Origin of the sequence: Paracoccus sp. TD-10 (assembly GCF_048270675.1) — a bacterium.
GTDB lineage: Bacteria > Pseudomonadota > Alphaproteobacteria > Rhodobacterales > Rhodobacteraceae > Paracoccus > Paracoccus pantotrophus.
Window position 1 is genome coordinate 892,965 of record NZ_CP182419.1, and the last position, 19,587, is coordinate 912,551.

General features: G+C 65.9%; 27 protein-coding genes, 1 tRNA gene and 1 pseudogene. 9 read left to right on the plus strand and 20 right to left on the minus strand.

Features of this window, described 5'->3' with window-relative positions:
* Positions 1-47 precede the first annotated feature (47 nt).
* Positions 48-2,504, minus strand: coding sequence for a penicillin acylase family protein (locus ACNKFW_RS15295; RefSeq protein WP_147428976.1), 2,457 nt, complete (start codon positions 2,502-2,504; stop codon positions 48-50).
* 128 nt (positions 2,505-2,632) lie between these two features.
* Between ACNKFW_RS15295 and ACNKFW_RS15300 the strand changes: the two genes are divergently transcribed.
* From ACNKFW_RS15300 to ACNKFW_RS15325, 6 genes are all read left to right on the plus strand, one after another.
* The gene (locus ACNKFW_RS15300) at positions 2,633-3,499 is read left to right on the plus strand and encodes an NAD(P)-dependent oxidoreductase (protein ID WP_024844463.1); all 867 of its coding nucleotides are present in this window, start codon (positions 2,633-2,635) and stop codon (positions 3,497-3,499) included.
* Positions 3,500-3,547: 48 nt separating this feature from the next.
* A tRNA-Val gene (locus tag ACNKFW_RS15305) sits at positions 3,548-3,623 on the plus strand.
* Between the two features lie 18 nt (positions 3,624-3,641).
* Positions 3,642-4,703 (plus strand): CaiB/BaiF CoA transferase family protein, encoded by a 1,062-nt coding sequence (locus ACNKFW_RS15310; RefSeq protein WP_147428940.1) that lies wholly within the window; start codon positions 3,642-3,644, stop codon positions 4,701-4,703.
* Positions 4,704-4,894: 191 nt separating this feature from the next.
* Positions 4,895-5,317 (plus strand): 50S ribosomal protein L21, encoded by a 423-nt coding sequence (gene rplU / locus ACNKFW_RS15315; RefSeq protein WP_147428939.1) that lies wholly within the window; start codon positions 4,895-4,897, stop codon positions 5,315-5,317.
* Positions 5,318-5,336: 19 nt separating this feature from the next.
* Entirely contained in the window at positions 5,337-5,609 is a 273-nt protein-coding gene (rpmA, locus tag ACNKFW_RS15320; protein WP_024844466.1) for a 50S ribosomal protein L27, read from the plus strand.
* A 110-nt stretch (positions 5,610-5,719) separates the two neighbouring features.
* Complete coding sequence (locus ACNKFW_RS15325; RefSeq protein WP_024844467.1) at positions 5,720-6,265, plus strand: GNAT family N-acetyltransferase; 546 nt, start codon at positions 5,720-5,722, stop codon at positions 6,263-6,265.
* A gap of 296 nt (positions 6,266-6,561) precedes the next feature.
* Here ACNKFW_RS15325 and ACNKFW_RS15330 read toward each other — a convergent pair whose 3' ends face one another.
* Positions 6,562-7,071, minus strand: coding sequence for a hypothetical protein (locus ACNKFW_RS15330; protein WP_147428938.1), 510 nt, complete (start codon positions 7,069-7,071; stop codon positions 6,562-6,564).
* A 129-nt stretch (positions 7,072-7,200) separates the two neighbouring features.
* Here ACNKFW_RS15330 and ACNKFW_RS15335 point away from each other — a divergent pair, with 129 nt between their 5' ends.
* Positions 7,201-7,608, plus strand: coding sequence for a SufE family protein (locus ACNKFW_RS15335; RefSeq protein ID WP_024844469.1), 408 nt, complete (start codon positions 7,201-7,203; stop codon positions 7,606-7,608).
* Between the two features lie 2 nt (positions 7,609-7,610).
* On the opposite strand, the gene mnmA is transcribed toward ACNKFW_RS15335, so the two are convergent.
* Positions 7,611-8,780: a tRNA 2-thiouridine(34) synthase MnmA gene (gene mnmA / locus ACNKFW_RS15340; RefSeq protein ID WP_024844470.1), complete on the minus strand. Its 1,170-nt coding sequence runs from the start codon at positions 8,778-8,780 to the stop codon at positions 7,611-7,613.
* 163 nt (positions 8,781-8,943) lie between these two features.
* On the opposite strand from mnmA, the gene ACNKFW_RS15345 reads away from it, so the two are divergent.
* Positions 8,944-9,219, plus strand: a complete 276-nt coding sequence (locus ACNKFW_RS15345) for a DUF1153 domain-containing protein (protein ID WP_147428937.1) — start codon at positions 8,944-8,946, stop codon at positions 9,217-9,219.
* Positions 9,220-9,311: 92 nt separating this feature from the next.
* Positions 9,312-9,848 (plus strand): annotated as a pseudogene (locus ACNKFW_RS15350) (response regulator); the annotation flags it as partial.
* A 43-nt stretch (positions 9,849-9,891) separates the two neighbouring features.
* On the opposite strand, the gene ACNKFW_RS15355 reads toward ACNKFW_RS15350, so the two are convergent.
* The 17 genes from ACNKFW_RS15355 to ACNKFW_RS15435 all read right to left on the minus strand — a co-directional run bounded on the left by ACNKFW_RS15355 (position 9,892) and on the right by ACNKFW_RS15435 (position 19,478).
* A complete protein-coding gene (locus ACNKFW_RS15355; RefSeq protein WP_418024886.1) occupies positions 9,892-10,887 on the minus strand; it encodes a tyrosine-type recombinase/integrase in 996 nt (331 codons plus the stop codon).
* An 8-nt stretch (positions 10,888-10,895) separates the two neighbouring features.
* Entirely contained in the window at positions 10,896-11,060 is a 165-nt protein-coding gene (locus tag ACNKFW_RS15360; RefSeq protein WP_155987319.1) for a hypothetical protein, read from the minus strand.
* Between the two features lie 319 nt (positions 11,061-11,379).
* Positions 11,380-11,673 (minus strand): hypothetical protein, encoded by a 294-nt coding sequence (locus ACNKFW_RS15365; protein ID WP_418024888.1) that lies wholly within the window; start codon positions 11,671-11,673, stop codon positions 11,380-11,382.
* 1 nt (position 11,674) lies between these two features.
* Positions 11,675-11,974, minus strand: a complete 300-nt coding sequence (locus tag ACNKFW_RS15370) for a hypothetical protein (protein WP_418024890.1) — start codon at positions 11,972-11,974, stop codon at positions 11,675-11,677.
* A 54-nt stretch (positions 11,975-12,028) separates the two neighbouring features.
* Positions 12,029-12,700, minus strand: a complete 672-nt coding sequence (locus ACNKFW_RS15375) for a hypothetical protein (RefSeq protein WP_418024892.1) — start codon at positions 12,698-12,700, stop codon at positions 12,029-12,031.
* The gene (locus tag ACNKFW_RS15380) at positions 12,690-13,154 is read right to left on the minus strand and encodes a hypothetical protein (protein WP_418024894.1); all 465 of its coding nucleotides are present in this window, start codon (positions 13,152-13,154) and stop codon (positions 12,690-12,692) included. Before ACNKFW_RS15380 ends, ACNKFW_RS15375 begins: the two co-directional genes overlap by 11 nt.
* A complete protein-coding gene (locus ACNKFW_RS15385) occupies positions 13,151-14,509 on the minus strand; it encodes a DUF4942 domain-containing protein (RefSeq protein ID WP_418024896.1) in 1,359 nt (452 codons plus the stop codon). The genes ACNKFW_RS15380 and ACNKFW_RS15385 overlap by 4 nt, the downstream gene beginning before the upstream one ends.
* 31 nt (positions 14,510-14,540) lie before the next feature.
* Entirely contained in the window at positions 14,541-14,792 is a 252-nt protein-coding gene (locus ACNKFW_RS15390; protein WP_116222294.1) for a DUF2312 domain-containing protein, read from the minus strand.
* 95 nt (positions 14,793-14,887) lie between these two features.
* On the minus strand, positions 14,888-15,985 hold the full coding sequence (locus ACNKFW_RS15395) for an AAA family ATPase (protein ID WP_418024898.1): 1,098 nt from the start codon (positions 15,983-15,985) through the stop codon (positions 14,888-14,890).
* A complete protein-coding gene (locus ACNKFW_RS15400) occupies positions 15,982-16,953 on the minus strand; it encodes a PD-(D/E)XK nuclease-like domain-containing protein (protein WP_418024900.1) in 972 nt (323 codons plus the stop codon). The genes ACNKFW_RS15395 and ACNKFW_RS15400 overlap by 4 nt, the downstream gene beginning before the upstream one ends.
* 103 nt (positions 16,954-17,056) lie before the next feature.
* The gene (locus ACNKFW_RS15405) at positions 17,057-17,359 is read right to left on the minus strand and encodes a hypothetical protein (protein ID WP_418024902.1); all 303 of its coding nucleotides are present in this window, start codon (positions 17,357-17,359) and stop codon (positions 17,057-17,059) included.
* Complete coding sequence (locus ACNKFW_RS15410; protein ID WP_418024904.1) at positions 17,359-17,664, minus strand: hypothetical protein; 306 nt, start codon at positions 17,662-17,664, stop codon at positions 17,359-17,361. Before ACNKFW_RS15410 ends, ACNKFW_RS15405 begins: the two co-directional genes overlap by 1 nt.
* Complete coding sequence (locus ACNKFW_RS15415; protein ID WP_418024906.1) at positions 17,664-17,858, minus strand: hypothetical protein; 195 nt, start codon at positions 17,856-17,858, stop codon at positions 17,664-17,666. Before ACNKFW_RS15415 ends, ACNKFW_RS15410 begins: the two co-directional genes overlap by 1 nt.
* A 386-nt stretch (positions 17,859-18,244) precedes the next feature.
* A complete protein-coding gene (locus ACNKFW_RS15420) occupies positions 18,245-18,511 on the minus strand; it encodes a hypothetical protein (protein ID WP_418024907.1) in 267 nt (88 codons plus the stop codon).
* Positions 18,512-18,769: 258 nt separating this feature from the next.
* Positions 18,770-18,997, minus strand: coding sequence for a hypothetical protein (locus tag ACNKFW_RS15425; RefSeq protein WP_418024909.1), 228 nt, complete (start codon positions 18,995-18,997; stop codon positions 18,770-18,772).
* On the minus strand, positions 18,991-19,326 hold the full coding sequence (locus ACNKFW_RS15430) for a hypothetical protein (RefSeq protein ID WP_418024911.1): 336 nt from the start codon (positions 19,324-19,326) through the stop codon (positions 18,991-18,993). The genes ACNKFW_RS15425 and ACNKFW_RS15430 overlap by 7 nt, the downstream gene beginning before the upstream one ends.
* Complete coding sequence (locus tag ACNKFW_RS15435) at positions 19,323-19,478, minus strand: hypothetical protein (RefSeq protein WP_418024913.1); 156 nt, start codon at positions 19,476-19,478, stop codon at positions 19,323-19,325. The genes ACNKFW_RS15430 and ACNKFW_RS15435 overlap by 4 nt, the downstream gene beginning before the upstream one ends.
* Between the last annotated feature and the right edge of the window lie 109 nt (positions 19,479-19,587).

The following is a 19,587-nucleotide window of genomic DNA, read 5'->3' on the forward strand; positions in this document are numbered from 1 at the left end:
CGTTGCGGGATGCAGGGAAGCCCGGCCGGGCGCGGGATGCAAGCCCTCTAGTTGCCGGCAGGCCGCAGGTGGGTGATGCCCGCCGCCGCCGCCCGCGCCAGGGCCGGGTCCAGCGACATGACCACATATTCGCCGCGCCGCCACAGCTCGGCCATGTCGTCGTAATGGCGCGAGAAGGGATGGCCCGACTGCCCGGTCGAGATGATGAACACCGAACTGTCGGGATCGGCCAGGTCGTAGACCCCGCGATAGGCGGCCCCGGTCACGTTGAGCCAGGGATTGCGGCCATGGCCGAGGAACCCGGCCTGGGCGATGGTGGAACTGCCGCCCGAAGTCGGCTGGATCAGGTTCACGATGTAGGAGATGCCGCGCATGTCCCCCAGCGCCGGGTGGACATGGCGGGCGCGGTGCAGGTCACCCCAGCGCCAGCTGGCAAGGTCGGGGCCAAAGCGCGCCACCAGCTCCAGCAGCGCCGCGTCCAGCGCCTGCCGGGCGATCTGGGTGCAGGTCTCGACCGGGGCGGACTGGCGGATGTCGCACCATTCCGAGGCGCCGCCCGTGTCGCGGAATACCCGGTCGATGAAAACCGGGAAAAGCTCGGTCAGATCCTGCGCCAGCGGGCCGAGGTCGTCGCGCACCAGCCGGTCCTGCAAGGCCCGCATCCAGGCGGCATAGATCAGCGGCTCGGGCAGATGCTCGCTCATCGCGCCGTCCCAATTGGCCAGAAGCGCCAGTGCGTCCTGGCGCAGCCGCTCGGGCGTGCCCTGGGCTGCGGGTTCGCCGGTGAACCATAGTTCGGCCCCGACCAACGGCAGCAGGCCGCGGGCCACCGGGCTGACGATGTCGGTCTGTGCGGCGATGAAGCTGTCTCGCGAATGCACCTCGCGCGATTCGATCAGGTGGCGCAGCCGGCCCAGCCGGTAGCCGTCGGCCCGGTCGTGGCCAAGCCCGGCCCAGCCCGTCTCGGCCGCCCCGGTCGCGGCGACGATGCCGCTTTCGGGGCTCAGCTCGGCCCGTTCGGCGGGCGCGGGGCCGATCCCCTGCCAGCGGTTCTGCACGACCCAGCCCGGCGTCGGCATGCGGCCCGCCGTCTGGTGCCCGGCCGGACGATGCGGCAGGGCGCCGGCCAGAACCTGACCCACGCCCTGCGCATCGGCCAGCGTCACGGTCAGGGCCGGGGCGACCATCCCGCGCAGCGCCTGGGCCGCCGCCCGGCGGTCCTGCGCCCGCATCAGGCCGATCAGCGCCGACATGCTGCGGTCCTCGCCATGGCCGCCGGTCCAGGACAGCGCCGCGACATGGCCGGCGGGCAGGATGGTGGCAAGGTCCAGATGCGCGGCGGGGATGACCGGGCCGTTCTCGGTCTCGCGCAGGGTGATGGTCTGCGGATCAGCGCCGCGGATGCGCAGCGTCTCGCGCCGGGTGGTGAACTCGGTCCAGCCGTTCGCGCCGCGATAGCGGTTGGGATCGCCGGGCTGGACCTCTTCGATATACAGATCCTGGTCGTCGACCCAGGCCGGGGTGATGCCCCAGGCCAGGCCGGGATTGCGCCCCGAGAGGATCGCGGGAATGCCGGGAATGGTGCCGCCGATCACCCCGCCCGATTGAAGCTCGATCCGTGCCAGGTACCACAGGCCCGGCGCGGTCAGGGCGAATTGCGGATCGTTGGCCAGAAGCGCGCCCCCCGCCGCCGTGCGCCCCGCCGCGGCGGCAAAGCCGTTGGCCGAGGCTCCCGCTGCCGGTGCCAGGTAGCCGGCCAGCGTCGCCGTCCAGTCCCGCGGTCCGGCGCCGCGGTCCGGCGCGGCGAAGCGCGCGCCTGGGAAAAGCGAGGCATAGCCGGGCAGCGGTGGCTCGCCGGGCATGGCGACCAGATCCTGCCCGCGTTCGGGCGCGGCCAGCGACAGCCGGGCCCGCAGCACCTCGCGGCGCATCTGCACGGTCGAGGATGCCGCCAGCAGCTTCAGGATCGCCAGCGAATCCGCCGGCTCCCAATAGGCGATGTCGTCGGGATACAGGAAGAACTCCGGCGCCCCGCGCCCGCGCGCGCCCAGGTTGACCTGTTCGATCCAGGCATTGACGCCCTCGGCATAGGCCTGCAGCGCCTCCAGCACCTCGGGATCCTGGGCCTGCAGCGAGGCGCGGGCGTTGCGGTAAAGCCCCAGCCGCCGCGCCAGGTCGTCGGCGGGCAGCGCGCCCATGCCATAGATCTCGGCCAGCCGGCCCTGCGCCGCCCGGCGCAGCACGGTCATCTGGAACAGCCGGTCCTGGGCATGGGCAAGGCCGAGCGCGAAGAACATGTCGCGGTCGCTTTGGCCGAAGATATGCGGCACGTCCTCGGTCGTGCGCACGATCTCGACCGGGGCCGAGATGCCCTCGACCGTATAGGTGCCGTCGTAATCGGGCAGCGAGCGGATGGCGAAATACCAGGCCAGCGCCACCAGCGCGATGGTCAGCAGGATCAGCCCGACCGTCAGGCGCACAAGCCAGCGGAAAAGTGTCACCATGAAAAGGCACGGTCCCGAGCTTGGGCACGAGAGGTTGACCCCCGCGCCGGGTGATGAAATTCATGGGGTGAATAGGGCAGGGCGCGGGCCGGATCAACGCGCCTTTTCGACGGGAAAGGAAGAAACCGATGGCGCGCGTGGCATTTCTGGGACTTGGGGTGATGGGCTTTCCCATGGCAGGCCACCTGGCCGCCGCGGGGCATGAGGTGACGGTCTGGAACCGCAGCCCCGCCAAGGCCGAGACCTGGGCCGCAGCCCACAGGGGCCGCGTGGCCGTCACCGCGCGCGAGGCGGCCGAGGGCGCCGAATTCGTCATGGCCTGCGTCGGCAATGACGACGACCTGCGCCAGGTCTGCCTGGGCGAGGCCGGCGCCTTTGCCGGCATGGGGAAGGGCGCGGTCTTCGTCGATCACACCACGGTCTCGGCCGCGGTCACGCGCGAGCTTTCCGCCGTCGCCACCGAGGCCGGGCTGGGCTTCGTCGATGCGCCGGTCTCGGGCGGGCAGGCGGGAGCCGAGAACGGCCAGCTTTCGGTGATGTGCGGCGGCACCCCCGCCGATTACGCCCAGGCCGAGCCGGTGATCGCCGCCTATGCCAAGATCTGCAAGCTCATGGGCCCCTCGGGTGCGGGGCAGCTGGCCAAGATGTGCAACCAGATCGCCATCGCCGGGCTGGTGCAGGGCCTGTCGGAATCGCTGCATTTCGCCGAGAAGGCCGGGCTGTCGATCGCCGAGGTGGTCGAGGTCATCAGCCAGGGCGCCGCCGGCAGCTGGCAGATGGCGAACCGCCATCAGACCATGGCCGAGAACCGTTTCGACTTTGGTTTCGCGGTGGACTGGATGCGCAAGGATCTGGGCATCTGCCTGGCCACCGCCGACGAGACCGGGGCGAGCCTGCCGGTGACGGCGCTGGTCGACCAGTTCTACAAGGAGGTGCAGGCCATGGGCGGCGGGCGCTGGGACACCTCGTCGCTGATTGCGCGGCTGCGCCGGTGACGCCCGTGCTTGCCAAGGGCGCCGGGATCGCGCTATCAGCCGGCACGGGGGCGGTTAGCTCAGTTGGTAGAGCGTCTCGTTTACACCGAGAATGTCGGGGGTTCGAGTCCCTCACCGCCCACCATTTCCCCAAAGGCCAGCCATGAGCGGCGCGCTCTGCGGCCTGCGCATCGTCGAGATCGCCGGCATCGGCCCGACGCCCTTCGCCGCGATGTGGCTGGCCGACCACGGCGCGCAGGTGGTCCGCATCGCCCGGCCCGGCGCGCCGCAGATCTTCCCGATGAAGCGCGACGTGCTGGACCGCGGCCGCGACTGGCTGGAGCTTGACCTGAAATCGCCCGAGGGCCGCGACATCGCGCGCGACCTGATCCTGCGCGGCGATGCGGTGATCGAGGGCATGCGCCCCGGCGTGATGGAGCGGCTGGGCCTGGGCCCCGGGGATTTCCCGGAAAACCCGCGGCTGGTCTATGGCCGCATGACCGGCTGGGGCCAGACCGGCCCGCTGGCACATTCGGCCGGCCACGACCTGACCTATCTGGCGATCACCGGCGCGCTTTCCGCCATCGGCCCCGCGAATCATCCGGTGCCGCCGCTGAACCTGGTCGGCGATTTCGCCGCCGGCTCGATGTATCTGGTCGCCGGCATGCTGGCGGCGATCCTGCGGGCGCGCGAGACCGGCCGGGGCCAAGTGGTCGATGCCGCCATCACCGACGGGGTGGCGCATCTGATGGCGATGATCTCGGGGCTGCGCGCGAACGGGCTGTGGCGCGATGAGCGCCAGGCGAACCTGCTGGACGGCGGCGCGCCCTATTACAGCTGCTATCCCTGCGCCTGCGGCGGTTTCCTGGCCGTCGCCGCCATCGAGCCGCAGTTCTGGGCCGAACTGGTCCGGCGGCTGGGGCTTTCCGAATCCGATCTGCCCGACCGTGCCGATCCGGCGAACTGGACCGCGCTGCGCGCGATCCTGGCGGCGCGGATCGCCACACGCAGCCGCGACGACTGGGCGGCCGAGCTGGAGGGGACGGATGCCTGCGCCGCTCCGGTGCTGTCCATTGCCGAGGCGCCGCGCCATCCCCACAACCGCGCCCGCGGCGCCTATCTGGGCACGGATCCGCGCCCGGCGCCGCTTTTGTCGGGCAGCCTGACCGAGCTTCGCGAAGGCCGGCGAATCACGGTCGAGGCGGCGCGCGATCTGTGGCGCTGAGCCGCCATTTCGGTTGACTTGCCCGGCCGAATCCGCGATATACCCGCGACCGGCCGGGCGCATGTCCGTTGCCGGCATCCTATTTTGAACCTCACCCGAGACAATGGGTGCGCTGTCCGAAGGCGGGGCCTGGCCCCGGCAACACCTGCAAGCCAGGGGCCGAAGGACGCGGCAGAGCAAGGAAAGACGGAATGTTCGCAGTTCTCAAGACGGGCGGCAAGCAATACCGGGTTCAGGCCGGTGACGTGCTGCGCGTCGAAAAACTGAACGCCGAGGCCGGCGACCAGGTCCAGTTCAACGAGGTGCTGATGATCGGTGCCACCGTCGGCGCGCCGCTGGTTGCCGGCGCCGCCGTGCAGGCTGAGGTGATCGACACCATCAAGGCCGACAAGGTCATCACCTATGTCAAGCGCCGCCGCAAGCATTCGTCGCAGCGCACCCGCGGCCACCGCCAGCAGCTGACGCTGGTTCGCATCACCGAGCTGCTTGAAAAGGGCGGCGACAAGACCGATGTGAAAGCCGCCGTCGGCGCGCGCACCAAACTCGCACCGGCCGCCAAGCCGGCGAAAGCCAAGAAGTCGGAAGCCGAAGCCTCGGCCGAAGACGCCAACTGAGGCAGAAGGAGACTGAGCCATGGCACATAAGAAAGCAGGCGGTTCGTCCCGCAACGGCCGCGATTCGGCCGGTCGTCGTCTCGGCGTGAAACTCTTCGGCGGCCAGCAGGCCGTTGCCGGCAACATCATCGTGCGTCAGCGCGGCACCACCTGGTGGCCGGGCCAGAACGTCGGCATGGGCCGCGACCATACCCTGTTCGCGCTGGCCGACGGCCATGTAACCTTCAAGAAGGGTCTGAAGGGCCGCACCTATATTTCCGTGCTTCCCGCCAATCTCGAGGCCGCCGAGTAAGCCGATTTCAACGCCCGGACGTCAAATTGGGGGATCGGCAAGGCCGGTCCCCTTCGCGTTTTCCGGGGCCGTACCCATATGATTGCGAGTAATTGGGGGAGAAGAGTGACATGAACGAATTGATTTCCTCGGACGCACGGCAGATCGAGATCGTGACCGAGCGCTTCGTCCTGCGCCCGCTTCGGGCATCGGATGCCGGGCTCATCGCGCATTACACCGCCGACCGACGCGTGGCCGAGGGAACCCGTTCGATCCCGCACCCCTTGCCGCCCGGCGCGTCCGAGGCCTATGTCCGCCGCGCCATGGCGGCCGACCGGGACGAGGATGTCTGGGCCATCGACGGCTCGGCCAACAAGCTGGCCGAGGTTCTGGGCGTGGTCTCGCTGACCCGGATCGACAAGGAGCAGTCCGAACTGGGCTTCTGGATCGGCGCAGGGTTCTGGAACACCGGTTTCGCGACCGAGGCGGTCTCGGCCCTGGTCGAGGCCAATCCGCACGGCTCGCGCACCCTGTTTGCCGAGGCGTTCCAGGACAATCCCGGCTCGGCGCGGGTGCTGACCAATTGCGGCTTCGAATATCTCGGCGATGCGGAGAGCTGGTCCGTGGCGCGCGATGCCCGCGTGCCGACCTGGACCTATCTGCGCAAGATGGCCTGACCGGCCCGCGGCCACCGGCATTTCGAGAGCGGCCCGCATGGTCTCATGCGGGCTTTTCCTGCCGCGGCGGCCACCCTGCCTGCGTTCAGCCCAAGACTGTGCATTCCCGGCACGTCGGCGCGGTGATCGGATGGCGGATGGGGCGATGCGGCAAGGTCGCCATGGGTATTTGAGGAACGAAGAAGACAGGGGCGACGCCATGATCTTCACCGTTTCCCAAATACCCAAGGTGCCACCGCGCCGGCCGCGGTTTGCCTGCAGCCCTGCGCGCGGCCGAACCGGGCTTGTGCCCGGCGTCAGCGGCGCAGCGTGATCGCGTTGCCGGCGCCGGTGATCACCACCTCGCGCAGGTCCGCCAGGGCGGCGTTGGGAAGCGTCAGCGCCACCGTCACCGTGTCGCTGGCGGGCTGCGGCGGATTGGCGGCGGCGAAGCTGTCGGGCAGGGGCGGCTGGCCGACCAGCCGCAGGCGCAGCACGCCGTCCTGATCGGGGCGGATGCGTCCCCTCGGCATGGGCACCTCGGTGATCAGCGCCACCTTCCACCAGCCCTTGCTGGCGGCAAGCCCAGTCACGACCAGCATCCGCCCTTCGTAGAGCGGTTCCCATTTCGCGCTGGTGACCTGGGCCAGCGGCAGGCGCCCGTCCTGCACCGTGGTCGGATAGCCGCCCTCGGGTTCCAGCGACTGCTGGGGCGCCGCGCCGCCGCCGAACCAGCGGAACGGGTTGAGGCTGCTGTCCCCCATGCGGCCGCAACCGCCCAGCACCAGCATCGCACAGGCAAGAATGCCCAAGGTTCCCGATCGCATGAAGGCTGCCCCCGTTTGTCCCAAGTCTTTGCCGCAGTGATAGGCCAAGTCGGGCGGGCGCGAAAGCCTCTTTGACCTTGCGGGCCCATCGCGCTATGCCAGTGCCGCCCGATGCAAGAGGATGCCCCGATGGCCACGCCCGCCTTTGAAGAAATCGCCGAGACCTTCGATTTCCTGGAGGATTGGGAAGAGCGTTATCGCCATGTCATCGAACTGGGCAAGGCGATGGCGCCGATGGACCCCTCGTTGCAGGTGCCCGCCACCAAGGTCGAGGGCTGCGCCAGCCAGGTCTGGATCATGCCCCGGATCGAGGACGGGCGCTTCGACTTCCAGGGCGACAGCGATGCGCTGATCGTGCGCGGGCTGATCGCCATCCTGCATGCGCTTTATTCCGGCGTGCCGGTGCAAGAGGTGGCGGCGATCAATGCCAGCGCCGAACTTGGCCGGCTGGGGCTGGAGGAGCATCTTTCGGCGCAGCGATCCAATGGGTTGCGCGCCATGGTCGAGCGCATCCGCCTGCTGGCTGCGGCGGCCTGAACTCAGCCGCCGCGGCGGTGTGCAATCCAGCCGCCGCCCAGCACGCGGCTGCCCTCGGTGGCATAGAAGACGCAGGCCTGGCCGGGGCTGACGCCTTCCTCCGGGGCCAGCAGTTCCACCTCGGCACGCCCATCGCCGGTCGCGCGCAGGATGGCCGGGCGCGGCGGCCGGGTCGAGCGGATGCGGGCGGTGATCGGGATTTCGCCGGCAAGCGGTTCGTCGCCCAGCCAGTTCACCTCGGTCACGGGCACGATCCGGGTCGCCAGCGCCTGTTTGGGGCCGACGACGACGCGCCGCGTTTCGGGCTCCAGCCGCACCACGTAAAGCGGATCGCCCAGGCCGCCGATGCCCAGGCCGCGGCGCTGGCCGATGGTATAGTGGATCACGCCGCGATGCGTGCCCAGCACCTGGCCGTCCATATCCACGATTTCGCCGGGATCGGCGGCGCCGGGACGCAGCTTCTCGATCACGCTGGCGTAATCGCCATTCGGCACGAAGCAGATGTCCTGGCTGTCGGGCTTGTCGGCAACCGCAAGCCCGTATTGCGCCGCCAGCGCCCGCGTTTCGGCCTTGCTGGCCAGCCCCCCCAGCGGGAAGCGCAGGAAATCCAGCTGCTCCTGCGTGGTCGAGAACAGGAAATAGCTCTGGTCGCGGTTCGGATCGGCCGCCATGTGCAGCTCGGCGCCCTTCGCGCCGTCGAAGCGGCGGATGTAATGTCCCGTCGCCATGCAATCGGCGTCAAGCTCGCGCGCGGTCTCCAGCAGGTCGCGGAACTTCACCCGCTCGTTGCAGCGGATGCAGGGCACCGGGGTGGCGCCGGCCAGATAGGCGTCGGCGAATTCCTCGATCACCGATTCGCGAAACCTGTTCTCGTAATCCAGCACGTAATGCGGGAAACCGATGCGCTCGGCCACGCGGCGGGCGTCGTGGATGTCCTGCCCGGCGCAGCAGGCGCCCTTTTTCGCCAGCGCCGCGCCGTGGTCGTAAAGCTGCAGGGTCACGCCGATCACGTCGTAGCCCTGCGCGGCCAGCATGGCGGCCACCACCGAGCTGTCGACCCCCCCCGACATGGCCACGACCACGCGCGTCTGCGCCGGCGGCTTGGCAAAGCCCAGCGAATTCATGGTCGAATCTGGCGCGGCATGGCGCAGAGAGGGGCTTGGCGCTGTCATGGATCGTCCTTTGCGCGGGCGCGCTGCTCTGGCCCGCAGTTCATGACATTTATAGGCAAAAACCGGCAATTCTCAAGGGCCGGGGCCGGAAAAACCCTGAGCCGCTTCACCGGGGCTTAAGAAGTTTGCGCGACAAGGAGGCAGAGAGAACAGGGACTTGCCGATGTTTTTGAAGAAAACGCCCGGTCTGCGCACCGCGATCCTGCCCGATGGCAGCATCCTGACCCAGGCCGATCTGCCCCAGCCGCAGACCCGCTGGGTGGCCAGCCGCAAGGCGGCGGTGGTCGATGCGGTGCATTACGGTCTTCTGACGCGGGACGAGGCGATTCGCCGCTATGGCCTGACCGAGGAAGAGTTCGACGCCTGGGCCCGCGCCTTTCGCCAGCACGGTCGCAATGCGTTGAAAATCACGCATATGCAAAAATTTCGGCAACCATAAGTTGAGACAAATTTGATAAATAAACCGGTAACGTGATATTAACCTTTTGCTGGGAGGTTTTGCCAGTAGCCTGGTTAGCAAGGGGAAATGACATGCGAATCCTTCTGGTCGAGGATGATCCGACCACGGCGCGCAGCATCGAGCTGATGCTGATGAACGCGAGTTATAACGTTTATCGCACCGACATGGGCGAGGAGGGCATCGACCTTGCCAAGCTCTATGATTACGACCTGATCCTGCTGGACCTGGACCTGCCGGACATGCACGGGATGGAGGTGCTGCGCCAGATCCGCATGTCGCGCATCGACACGCCGATCCTGATTCTGACCGGCTCGGACGACACCGAAAGCAAGCTGCGCGGCTTCGGCTTCGGCGCCGACGACTACATGACCAAGCCCTTCAACCGCGACGAGTTGGTCGCCCGCATCCAGGCCATCATCCGCCGCTCCAAGGGCCACAGCCAGTCGGTGATCCGCACCGGCGAGATGGTGGTGAACCTGGACGCGCGCTCGGTCGAGGTGGGCGGGCGCGCGGTCAACCTGACCGGCAAGGAATATCAGATCCTGGAACTGCTGAGCCTGCGCAAGGGCACGACGCTGACCAAGGAGATGTTCCTGAACCACTTTCATTTTACTGTAACCTGTTGATTTTTCATAGTCAGAATATGCCGTTTCAGCCTGCATTTCCTGTTTCGTGCTTCGTTCTCCGTGCGTTCTGGGCCTCTCTGGCCTTCGCGCGCATGTCGGCTTTGCGGCTGTAGTGGCGCGCCATTTGCTCGCTCGAATGGCCCGTGATTGCCATAACATGCTCAATGCTCATGCCCGGCAGGCTGGCAATTTCAGCGGCGGCGGAATGGCGCAGAGCATGTATGTCCCAAGCCATGGCGTCGATCTTGACCCGCACTTCCGTCACCAGTTTGTGGGCGAACGAGTAGCTGCACGGCCGACCGTTTGGCTGCGCTATGATCGTGTCGCCTTGTCGCTGCGTCTGTTCGAGGATCGCGGCCAGCCCATCGGTGAACGGCACGAAGATGCCGGCCCCGGTCTTCTGCTGCCGAACCCAGATCCCGCCGTCCTCAATATCATCCCAGCGCATTTTCAGCACGTCCCCGATTCGCTGTCCGGTCCCCAGCAGCATCTCGAAGATGAGCAAGGGCAGCGGGGCGGCTGCCTCTCTGAACGCCTTTATCTTCGCCTCCGGCCACGGCTCGCGCGGTGGGCGCAGGCCCTTGAGCTTCTCGACCCCCTCGGCTGGGTTGCGGTCCAACCAGCCGATCCGAACGCCATGCGCCAGCAGCGTGGATAGGGCGCCGATCTTTCGGTTGGCATCGGTCGGCGTGTCTCGCAGCGCGTCCCGCATCTCGTAGATATGGGCGGTGCGCAGCGTGGCCGGGTCGATGTGCCCCGCAACCTCTTCCAGATAGCCGAAATGCCGACGATAGGATTTCTTGGTGTTCTGAGCGAGCGCGGGCCAGCGTTCGGATTCCATGTATTTCTGGATCAGCCCCTTGATCGTTCGCTTCGGGGCAGGCGGGCGGCCGCGCATCAGCAGGGCATATTCCGCCGCAAACTCCGCTGTTCCCGGCACAGCATACATCCGCTGGGTCTTGCCCCACCGGCAGAAATAGAGATAGCCCCGCTTCCCCTTTGCATAAACATATGCCGGCAAAGACCGCTTCACTTCTTGCGGCTCCAATTGATCAGGTCAGCGGGCAGGGCATCCTTCGGCGTCTCGAATATCAGTTCGATCTTGTCGCCCTCGGCCTTGGCGCCGGCCACGATATAGCCGGCTTCCTTGCTGGCGATCAGCATGCGCTTGAGCGTGGTTTCCGGCCTCCCCATCTACGCCTCCCTCTGTGCGGTACGATATGCCGGCGGTGTCAGCGACGATGAGTGATTGCACTTGCACCGCCACGGCGTTCCACAGCTAAAATGCAGCCAACCTTGCCCCCGGCAGAGCGGGCACGGAAGCTTAGCGGTCCCCGCAGCAGAGTAGGTTTCCACCCATCTCATGGCTGTGGGGAATTGCTCTCCCTCACTCATCCCCGCCTCCCTGTCCGGTATTCGTGCCGCCCTGCGAATGGCAGCAGCCAGCGACCAAGCGCGGTGTCTCTGAGCCAGAACGGCGCGCGCATCCAGAAAGTGTATGCAAGGCGATCCATCACCCCTTCTCCCCCGTGCTGGACAGGGCGGCGCGGGCTGCGTTGGCTTCATCCGTCAAGGCCAGTGCGCATTCCAAGACGCCGACACGCTCATCCTCGGATAGATCCGGTCGCAGCCGAATGCGCTTGCAGATCGCGGCTGCCTCACGAAGGATCGCCTCCCGCAGCCTCCGGTTTTCCTCGGCCTGCGCGGTTATGAGGTCGGCGATTTTGATGCGGACTTCCCACGGCAACCCGACGCTCGGGTCGCGCAGATAGTTGTCAAGCTCCACCAGTTCGCGCGTGTCGGTCATTTCAGCGTCTCCATTTCTGTGAGGATTGCGCCGCTGCCCATGCGCAAAGAGCCGCGCCGATCACGGCGGCGTCATGCGGGGACAGGTAAAGCCAGAAATCTTCGTCGGGATTGTCCTTCGGCCCCTTGGTTTCGGGGTCGTAGGTCTGCGGCAAATCCTTGCGCCGGTAGATCACTTGCAGGCTGTCATCGGCCTCAACGTCGATGGTCCAGCTCGCATCTACGTCCGGCGAATAGTAGGACAGGCTGAAATGTTTCGCTCCACCGCCGTCCGCGAAAAACTTGCGCATTGCTTTCTTCATGCTCTCTCTCCTGCGGTGATGTGTTCGGTGCGGGCTGCTCTGGTCACAGCAGGCTCATCTGCATGGCGCGGCCAGGGCGTTGCGCTCGGCTTCTTTCAGGGCGCGCAGGGCGGCGCGGGCCGGTTCGACGGCCTCAAGCAGATGACAGATCAGGTCGCTGACGTTGTCGTGCCCTTCCAAAACTGCCGCGTCGATGATGCGGCATGCATCGAGCGCATGGGTTGCCGCCTCCGCGACCGTCTCGCTGGGCTGGGGCGGGTGGGCGAAGAGGGGCTGGCTTTCGCTCGGCCTCTGGCCGTTCCAGAGATTGTTGCTATAGCGCCAGATCGGTTTGCCGCTGACTGGATCGACATACCGATACCGCCACGCCACCGGCACCGCCTCTTGCGCGGTGACGGGCGCGGGGTGCGGGGCTGACGTCAGGGCGTCATGCTGGGCTTTCTCAATCGCTCTAATGGTGCATAGGGTGAAACTTCCACTCCTATGCCGAGCAAGATTTGCATAGCTGGGAAATCCACCTTTCTCATACTCACGGGCAAGGTATTCGGAAGCATCCATCAGCGCCCGCACCTGCCCCGAGGCGCAGAGGTCGCGGCGCAGGTATTCAGCCGCGTCATCCGGGTCCATATCCGCGCCGGGCGCAGGATCGTCGCACCATACGGTTTCGCCGTCATTGCCCGCGTTGGGGATCAGCCAAATCCGTTCCGGCATTTCATCATTCTGCATCACAGCCTCCTTCGACTTCGGGGGTGGTGCGCAAGGCCGACAGTCCGTCTGCGAAGTCAGCGATAAGTTCGCGCATGAAGGCTCGCGTCAGGCTCCCATCCGGGACATTCCGCAGGGCGCTTTCCGCCCAGGACGTGATCTCTTGCGGCGTTGGGCAGGCGTAGATAGTCATCACGGCCCGGCCGTTCATGCTCTCACCTGCCTTGCGGTGGGCAAGGACTTCGTGGATCAGGGCGGGCACGAGAGCGATGGCGCGGGCGTTGGCGGTGGGGTCAGATGATCCTCGTCCATCCTCCCATTGTGCCGCAGAGAAATCCTTGCGAACCCTGATTTCACATATGGTATTCCAGCTATCCCCGGTCAGGACTTGGCTTCCGTGAATGGAGCTGTTCCACGGCCCCGGCGTGATGCTCTCCGCCAGCCGCTCCAGTTCTGCCGTGTCGATGGGGGTCATGCGGAGGCCACCCTGATCGTCGCGACGGTGGTGTTGATGTTGGTGCCGCTTTCGCTAAACGAGCCGACCGGCAGGTCATTCCAATGCGGGTTCAGGTCATCCATCTCGCCATGGTCGTAGCGCGCCGAGGCGGGCAGGATCGCGGTCAGCCGGCCGCCGGGCTTGAGGAATTTCAGCGCGTGCCGCACGTGCTTGGCATAGTGGCGGCCATAGAACGGCGGATTCATCACCACCTGGTCGAAGTCAGCGGTCGGCACGGTTTCGAGGAAATTCATCCGCATGACACGGTGCCCCTTGGCCTCGCACATCGCGGCGCGCACCGGGTCCACCTCGCAGCCGATCACATCGGCGCCGGCGGCGCGCAGGGCGTCCATGAAGCGCCCGCAGCCGCAGGACGGCTCCAGCACGCGCTGGCCGGGCATCCGATAGCGCAGGTCGGCCAGCACCCGATCCACCACCGCGGTCGGCGTGGGGTAATATTGCAGATCCTTGCTGACCGCCGTGCTGGCGCGCTTCCGGGTCGGCCGAGCGTCGTCATCCGGGCAGTCGGGCAGCACGTCGCCATAGTATTCGGCCAGCGCGCGGTTGATGTCGGCCAAGGCCTCGGGGCTGAAATACAGGTGCCCGTTGCCGTTGGCGAACCGCTTGAGCCAGACGCCGCGCGCCGGGAATGTGGTCTCGGGCCGGTGGGAGTCCTTCGGCGCGGTCCAAGCATCCAGCAGAGAGCCGCCCTCAAGCAGCGTCTCCATCTCGCGGTATTCGACCAGCGGCTTTCCCTGATAAGCGGCCAGCGCGTTGAGGATGTCGCGCAGGCGATCCCGGCCCCACGAACCGTAGCCGGCCACGTTATCGAGGATCACGCGCTTGGGCAGGCCCTTCACCCCGATCTTCATCTTTTCGTGGCTCTTGAACGCCGGATCGAGCTGGCAGAATACCTCGGCCAGCCCGCGCAGGACGCTGCCCCACGGATCGGAAACCAGCTCGCCGAATTTGTCACGGATGCTCTCTACCGTGAACGGCGGCGGTGCGCTGAACATCTGTTCATAGGCCCGCTTTGCCGATGCGCTGGCGATCTGCTCCAGACCATACAGCTCGTAGACATGCCGCCACGCCGATTGGAGCAGCGATTTTTCCAGCAAGCTGGGATAGATGCCCCGGCCGGTGTCCAGCGTGACGTTGCCCCACGTCCCGCCGATGGTGGCGGCTGCCTTGAGGGCGGACCCAGCGTCCTCGAACGCTGCCAGCGCATCGGCCAACGCCGCGCGCTTTGCGTCGTATTCCGCGACGATTTCGGACGGGCGACGACGGCCGGTGCTGATCTCCGTGCCGGTGAAAATGTGAGCTTGTGCGATCATTGCGTTGCGCTCCTTCTGCGCTAGGGCCGGGTCAGGCCATGCCGAGGGCGGACTTGTAGAGTTCGAGAATCGCTGCTTCCTCGGCCACCTGGTCCTTGTCCTTCCGGCGCAGGGAGACGATCTGGCGCAAAGCGGGGCCGTCATATCCGCGGCCCTTTGCCTCGGCGTAGACCTCTTTAATCTGCTCAGTGATGTCCTTCTTTTCGCTTTCCAGCTGCTCGATCCGCTCCACGAACTGGCGCAGTTCGTCGGCGGCGACGGTATAGGTGTCGTTGTCCTGCATGGTTGGCTCCTCTCTGGAAAAGCCCCAGCTGGCGATGGCGAACCGGCCAGCCGGGGAGTTGGCCGCGCCCGACGATTGGAGCGCGGCGGCAGGGTTCAGGCGGGTTCGGCATGGCTGGAGCGGAACGCGGATTCGGCCGCCTCCAGCTCGGCGCGCTGATCGGGGGTCAGGCCGTCGTCATTGTCATGGCCAGCATCTCCGAACGGATCGTCCTCGGAGGCGGCGGCATCACGATCCGCTGCCTCGGCCAGCGCTTTCAACTCGTCGATGATCGTTCGCGCTACCGACCGGGCGGCAATGCCTTCGCCTGAGCGCCACCAGTCCGTAAAGCGGGCCGTTCCTTCGCGCGCCTTCTCGCGGGCGTGATCGAGGATCTCTTTCTGCCTCTGCGCGTCGCCCTGGCCCTTGGCCCACTCGGCCATGGACCGCCCGGTATCCACGCCCATGGGGCGCCGCGGGTCCAGCAGCGTCTTGAACTGGTCAGCGACCTTGATCTGGTGGACCGGGCAGCCGGGCGCCGACGGGTCGAGTATGACCATCGTCGTCATCTCGAACATAAGATCGCCATCGCTGGCCGGATCCCACGGCACGTCCTCGCGGCGGGTCTTAGTCTTGCGGGCGTTCTTGGTCTTGCTGCCGAATCCGCTCTGCATGACCGGCTTGGCTCGGGTGCAGATGATGATGTTCGTCTTGGCGCGCACGATGCGATCGATAAGACGGCGGTAGCGCGGTTTCACCTCTGCCCAGGCAAGCTGACTGCGCTTGTCGGCCAAGGAGCCGTCGCCTCCGGTCAGGCGCTCCAGCGTCGTGGCGTGAAGGTCCAGCACCCCGCCGACGCCCTCCCAGGCATGAGAGAAGCTGTCGAGGATCAGCACCGGCAGGCCGGCTGCCTCTGCGGCGTCGATGACCTCGATCCACCGTTCCGGGCCGAACCCGACCAGATTGCCGGCCTCGTCGACCGCCTTGAAATCGAAATGGCACATTTCGGGGAATGCCGCCTTGTAGTGCAGGGCTCGGCGGTTCTCGGTATCGACATAGCCGATGGGTGCGCCCTTGCGGCCCGTCATCGTCTCGGCGATGCCGCGCGCCATGAGCAGCGCGGTATAGGTCTTCCCGGTTCCCGATCCGCCGGACAGTCCGATGGACAGGGTAAGAGGGTCGTTCAGTTCAGCGACCGGAATGAAGCGGATCATGCCCACGGCGTTTCTCCATGATTTTCGGGGGCCTGCCACCTGTAGGCGGCTTCAAGGACATCGCGGCCGGTGGCTTTCTTCACCTCGGCCTCGAAGGTTTCACGCTCCAGCCAGCGCGCCTGGTAGAACTCGGGCAGCTCCAGCTGGACGATTTCGGCGGGATATCCAGGCCACTGGCCGGTGGTCAGGCAATGCCGCCACATTTCGCGCGCCCGTGCGGTGCGCTTGCGCGCCATGACCATGCTGTCGCCGCCGAGCTGGACGACGCAGCATTCGTGCGGCGCCTCCTTTTCGACGAACACGAACCGGAACGCCCGGTCCTCGCCCGTCGCAGCCTTCCACACTTCCGTGTAGTGCGCGGCCTGGATGTCGTATCCATAGGCCATGATCGAGCGCATCACCGCGTCCGGGCTCGCGTCGGTGGTGGTTTTCAGATCCCAGAGCGGCTGGCGCGGGTCTTCGGGCGCGTGGTCGATCATCGCGCGGCACATCACGCCGTCGATTTCCGCGATGGCCGTCAACTCCGACCTGGCCGGCGGAAATGCGATTTCCATGAACGCGAGCCGCGCCATGATCTCGGCCGCCATATCGTTCACCGCGTCGAACTCGTCGGACTTCACCGGCGTCATGCCGCGGGCGCGAATTTCTTCCGCCCATTCTTTCGCCGCCGTGGTGCTGGCCGCACCGTTCTTCGCCAGCACATGATCGGGATACGCGACGAAATCGCCGCCCTTGCCCAGCACCGCCCGGTGCGCGGCCCTGCCGATGTCGAAGGTCTTCTTCTCGACCGACTCATAATCCGGGTTGAGCCGCGGATGCGCGGTCCAGGCGTGCCGCGGGCTGCGGGCCAGCATGAGCCGCGCCAGCGTCGAGGACATGGACGGAACGGCGGCCGGATCGGCGTGATAAGCTTCGGCGCTGATGTCATGGACCCCCGGCCCAAGCGCGCCTGTCAGCAAGTCTTTCATCTTCAACCTCGTTTGAAACTGTCGCCCCTGCGGCCAGGGAGGAGGAAAGCCGCAGGGGCAGGGCGGCCGGCTGGGAGGAATGGGAGGCGCCGGCCGGTTCGGGTTATTCTTCGTCCAGCCGGTCGGCGCGCAGGCGCTCCAGCCGGGTCACGGTCATGGGGTTCAGCAGCTTCATCGCCATGTCGCGGGGCAGGTTCACCGACCAGAGGTCATCCCCCAGCCCGCCGGTGACCCGGATTGCGATCAGCGCGCAGTGGCAGCCGTAGCCGCTCACCTCGTCGTCGAAGAACGCTTCGCAGCACTCGCCCCGCTCGTTCTCCGGGTCGGTTTCCTCGGCCCACACGTCCGAGATGTCTTCGCTGCCGCTGTGCGGCGGGATGCGGTAGGGCTCGAACTGGAAGGCCATCAGCGGTCCTCCTGACTGTCGCGAATTTCAATGCTGTCGATTTCGAGGTCGTAGCGGCCTACGTCCCAATCGACGTTGCCGCCTTCGATGCGCCTGTCGGCTATCTTCTCCGCTTCGGCACGGGATCTGGCCTTGACGGTAATCGTGGCCGTGACTTTCGAACTGGCCTCGATCTCTACCGTGAAGGAACGCTCCGGGCCTGCGCCGGCAAATTCATCCCAATGCCCGGCCTTCTGGAGCGCAGCCTTGGCCGCTCCGAACCCTGGCATATTGGCGAGGTCGTTCAGGTTGACGGGCTGCGGCATCACCAGCCCCCTTCCGCGCGGGCCGCGCAGTCCCAGCCGTTCAGTCCGGCGCAGGCGGCGGGGCGCTGCGTCGCGGCTTCGATGAGGTGCCGGGCGAACGGGACGCCGAAGACGACGGCCGACGCCCAGAAGGCGACGACCAGGCACGCAATCGCGCCCCAGACGACGCAGTTCTCGATGTTCAGGCGTGACATGGGATGCTCCATCTGCTGGCGCGGTGGGGTGCGCCGTTGAGATGAAGATTGCATGGACAAATGTCCACGTCAACAGAAAAGTGGACAAATGTCCTGATGAACTGCTGCATCCCCGATTCGCCCATGCTATCCTGCCCCTGCCAGCGCGGTGCCGGTGGCAGCAAAAAGCCCGCCGTGGGGCGGGCGATTCGGAGGATGGGAATGCGGTTAACTCAGGAAGGGCATCGGTTCTACGTTGAGGCCGATACGAACCTTGGCCATGACGTCCTGCGCGCGCTTAGCGCAGAGGGCTGCAACGTGGATATCGTGAGGGCGGCCCCGGGCGTGCTGCATGGCCCGCCCGGGGCCATTGATGATAACTTGCAGCAAGCTCTAAGCTACCGGGATCAATAGCCCTTAGCGTTGAGCCAAGCTCCACACTTGGGCATCCCCCTGCCAGCCCAAGACCTGCTCACTTCGCTGACCATGATGGTGTCGTTGTAATCTAGGTGCTTAGAGAGGGCGTCTCTAATGGCGATTGCTCCATAAGCGCTTTCGATTAGCCAGAGTGATTGCTGCGGCTTGCAGTGCGGGAAGGATTCCAGGGCCTTGATGAGGTTGGTATAGTCCTTGCCCGGAGTTCTCAGGTCATAAGCGACGATGTATGCCGGCATAGCGGCCTCCTTTGAGTTGAGGCCCGGCTTGACGAGAATCCCAGGTGCTGGCATAACAACACTTGTGAATTCACACCTCCACCGGGCCAACGGTGGGTTCTTCTGGCCGTAGGGTGCTCCAACACCCTGCGGCCGTTCTCTTTTTACCCTCTGGGAAAATGACCAATCAATCGCAAGACCCTGTGGCCATGCAGATTCTCGGCGCGATATGTAGTCATGTGGCGGAATCGCCACAGATTCGGCGATATGGGGTTTATTTCACCCCTCGCCCCTCAATCTCTCCGCCACCTTCCGCGCGATGATGCCGGTGATCCTGCTGCGTCGCCGGCCGTCCGCGATGGCCTGATACTCCCGCGCGATCAGCAGCATCTGCCCCGGCGTGGCACCCATGGCCTGGATCGTCGTCACCACCATCGCCGCAGCCGCGTCCTGCGTAGCGGCTACCTCGGCCTTGAGGGCGGCTATGCGGGCCTCGGGGGTCAGCATATCGACCCCCCGTTCGCCTTGCAGTTCCAGTATTCCACCGCAGAGTTGAACTCGTCCAAAGCGTCCCGTGATTTTCTCTGTGCTGTCTGGATGTTGTCCTGCTCTTGCTCGATCTTGGTTACGGAATCGTCGATCTCTCGCTGCTGGCAGTCCAAGAAGCTCTCAACATCGCTCTGATAGCTCCTGAGTTGCCCGCGGCAGCTTTCAAAGCTGAATTGGTCGTCGAACGTGCCATATGCCCTGATGCAGTAGGGTTCGGACGGCTCGAAGCACATGGCCGCTGCGGACCCAGGCAAGGGCAACATGGCAGCAGCAAGGATTCGGATCACGGAAGCGCGCCTATCAGCCAGAAGATTGCCAACAGCAAGACGCCGGTCGCGGTAAGCATTGCGAGGCCAAACAAAAAACCTCGCCACCCTGTTTTCGACAGAAACGCACTTATACCCGACATGATTATTGCCGCCGTCACCGCCTCGAACATTCACCGCACCTGTCCTTTTCGTCATGTCGCCCCATGGGCGGATGTTCGCCTAATGTTCCTATTGTGGAGAAGGAATGGGAGGCTTTGGCGGTGAAGGATGATGAAGATC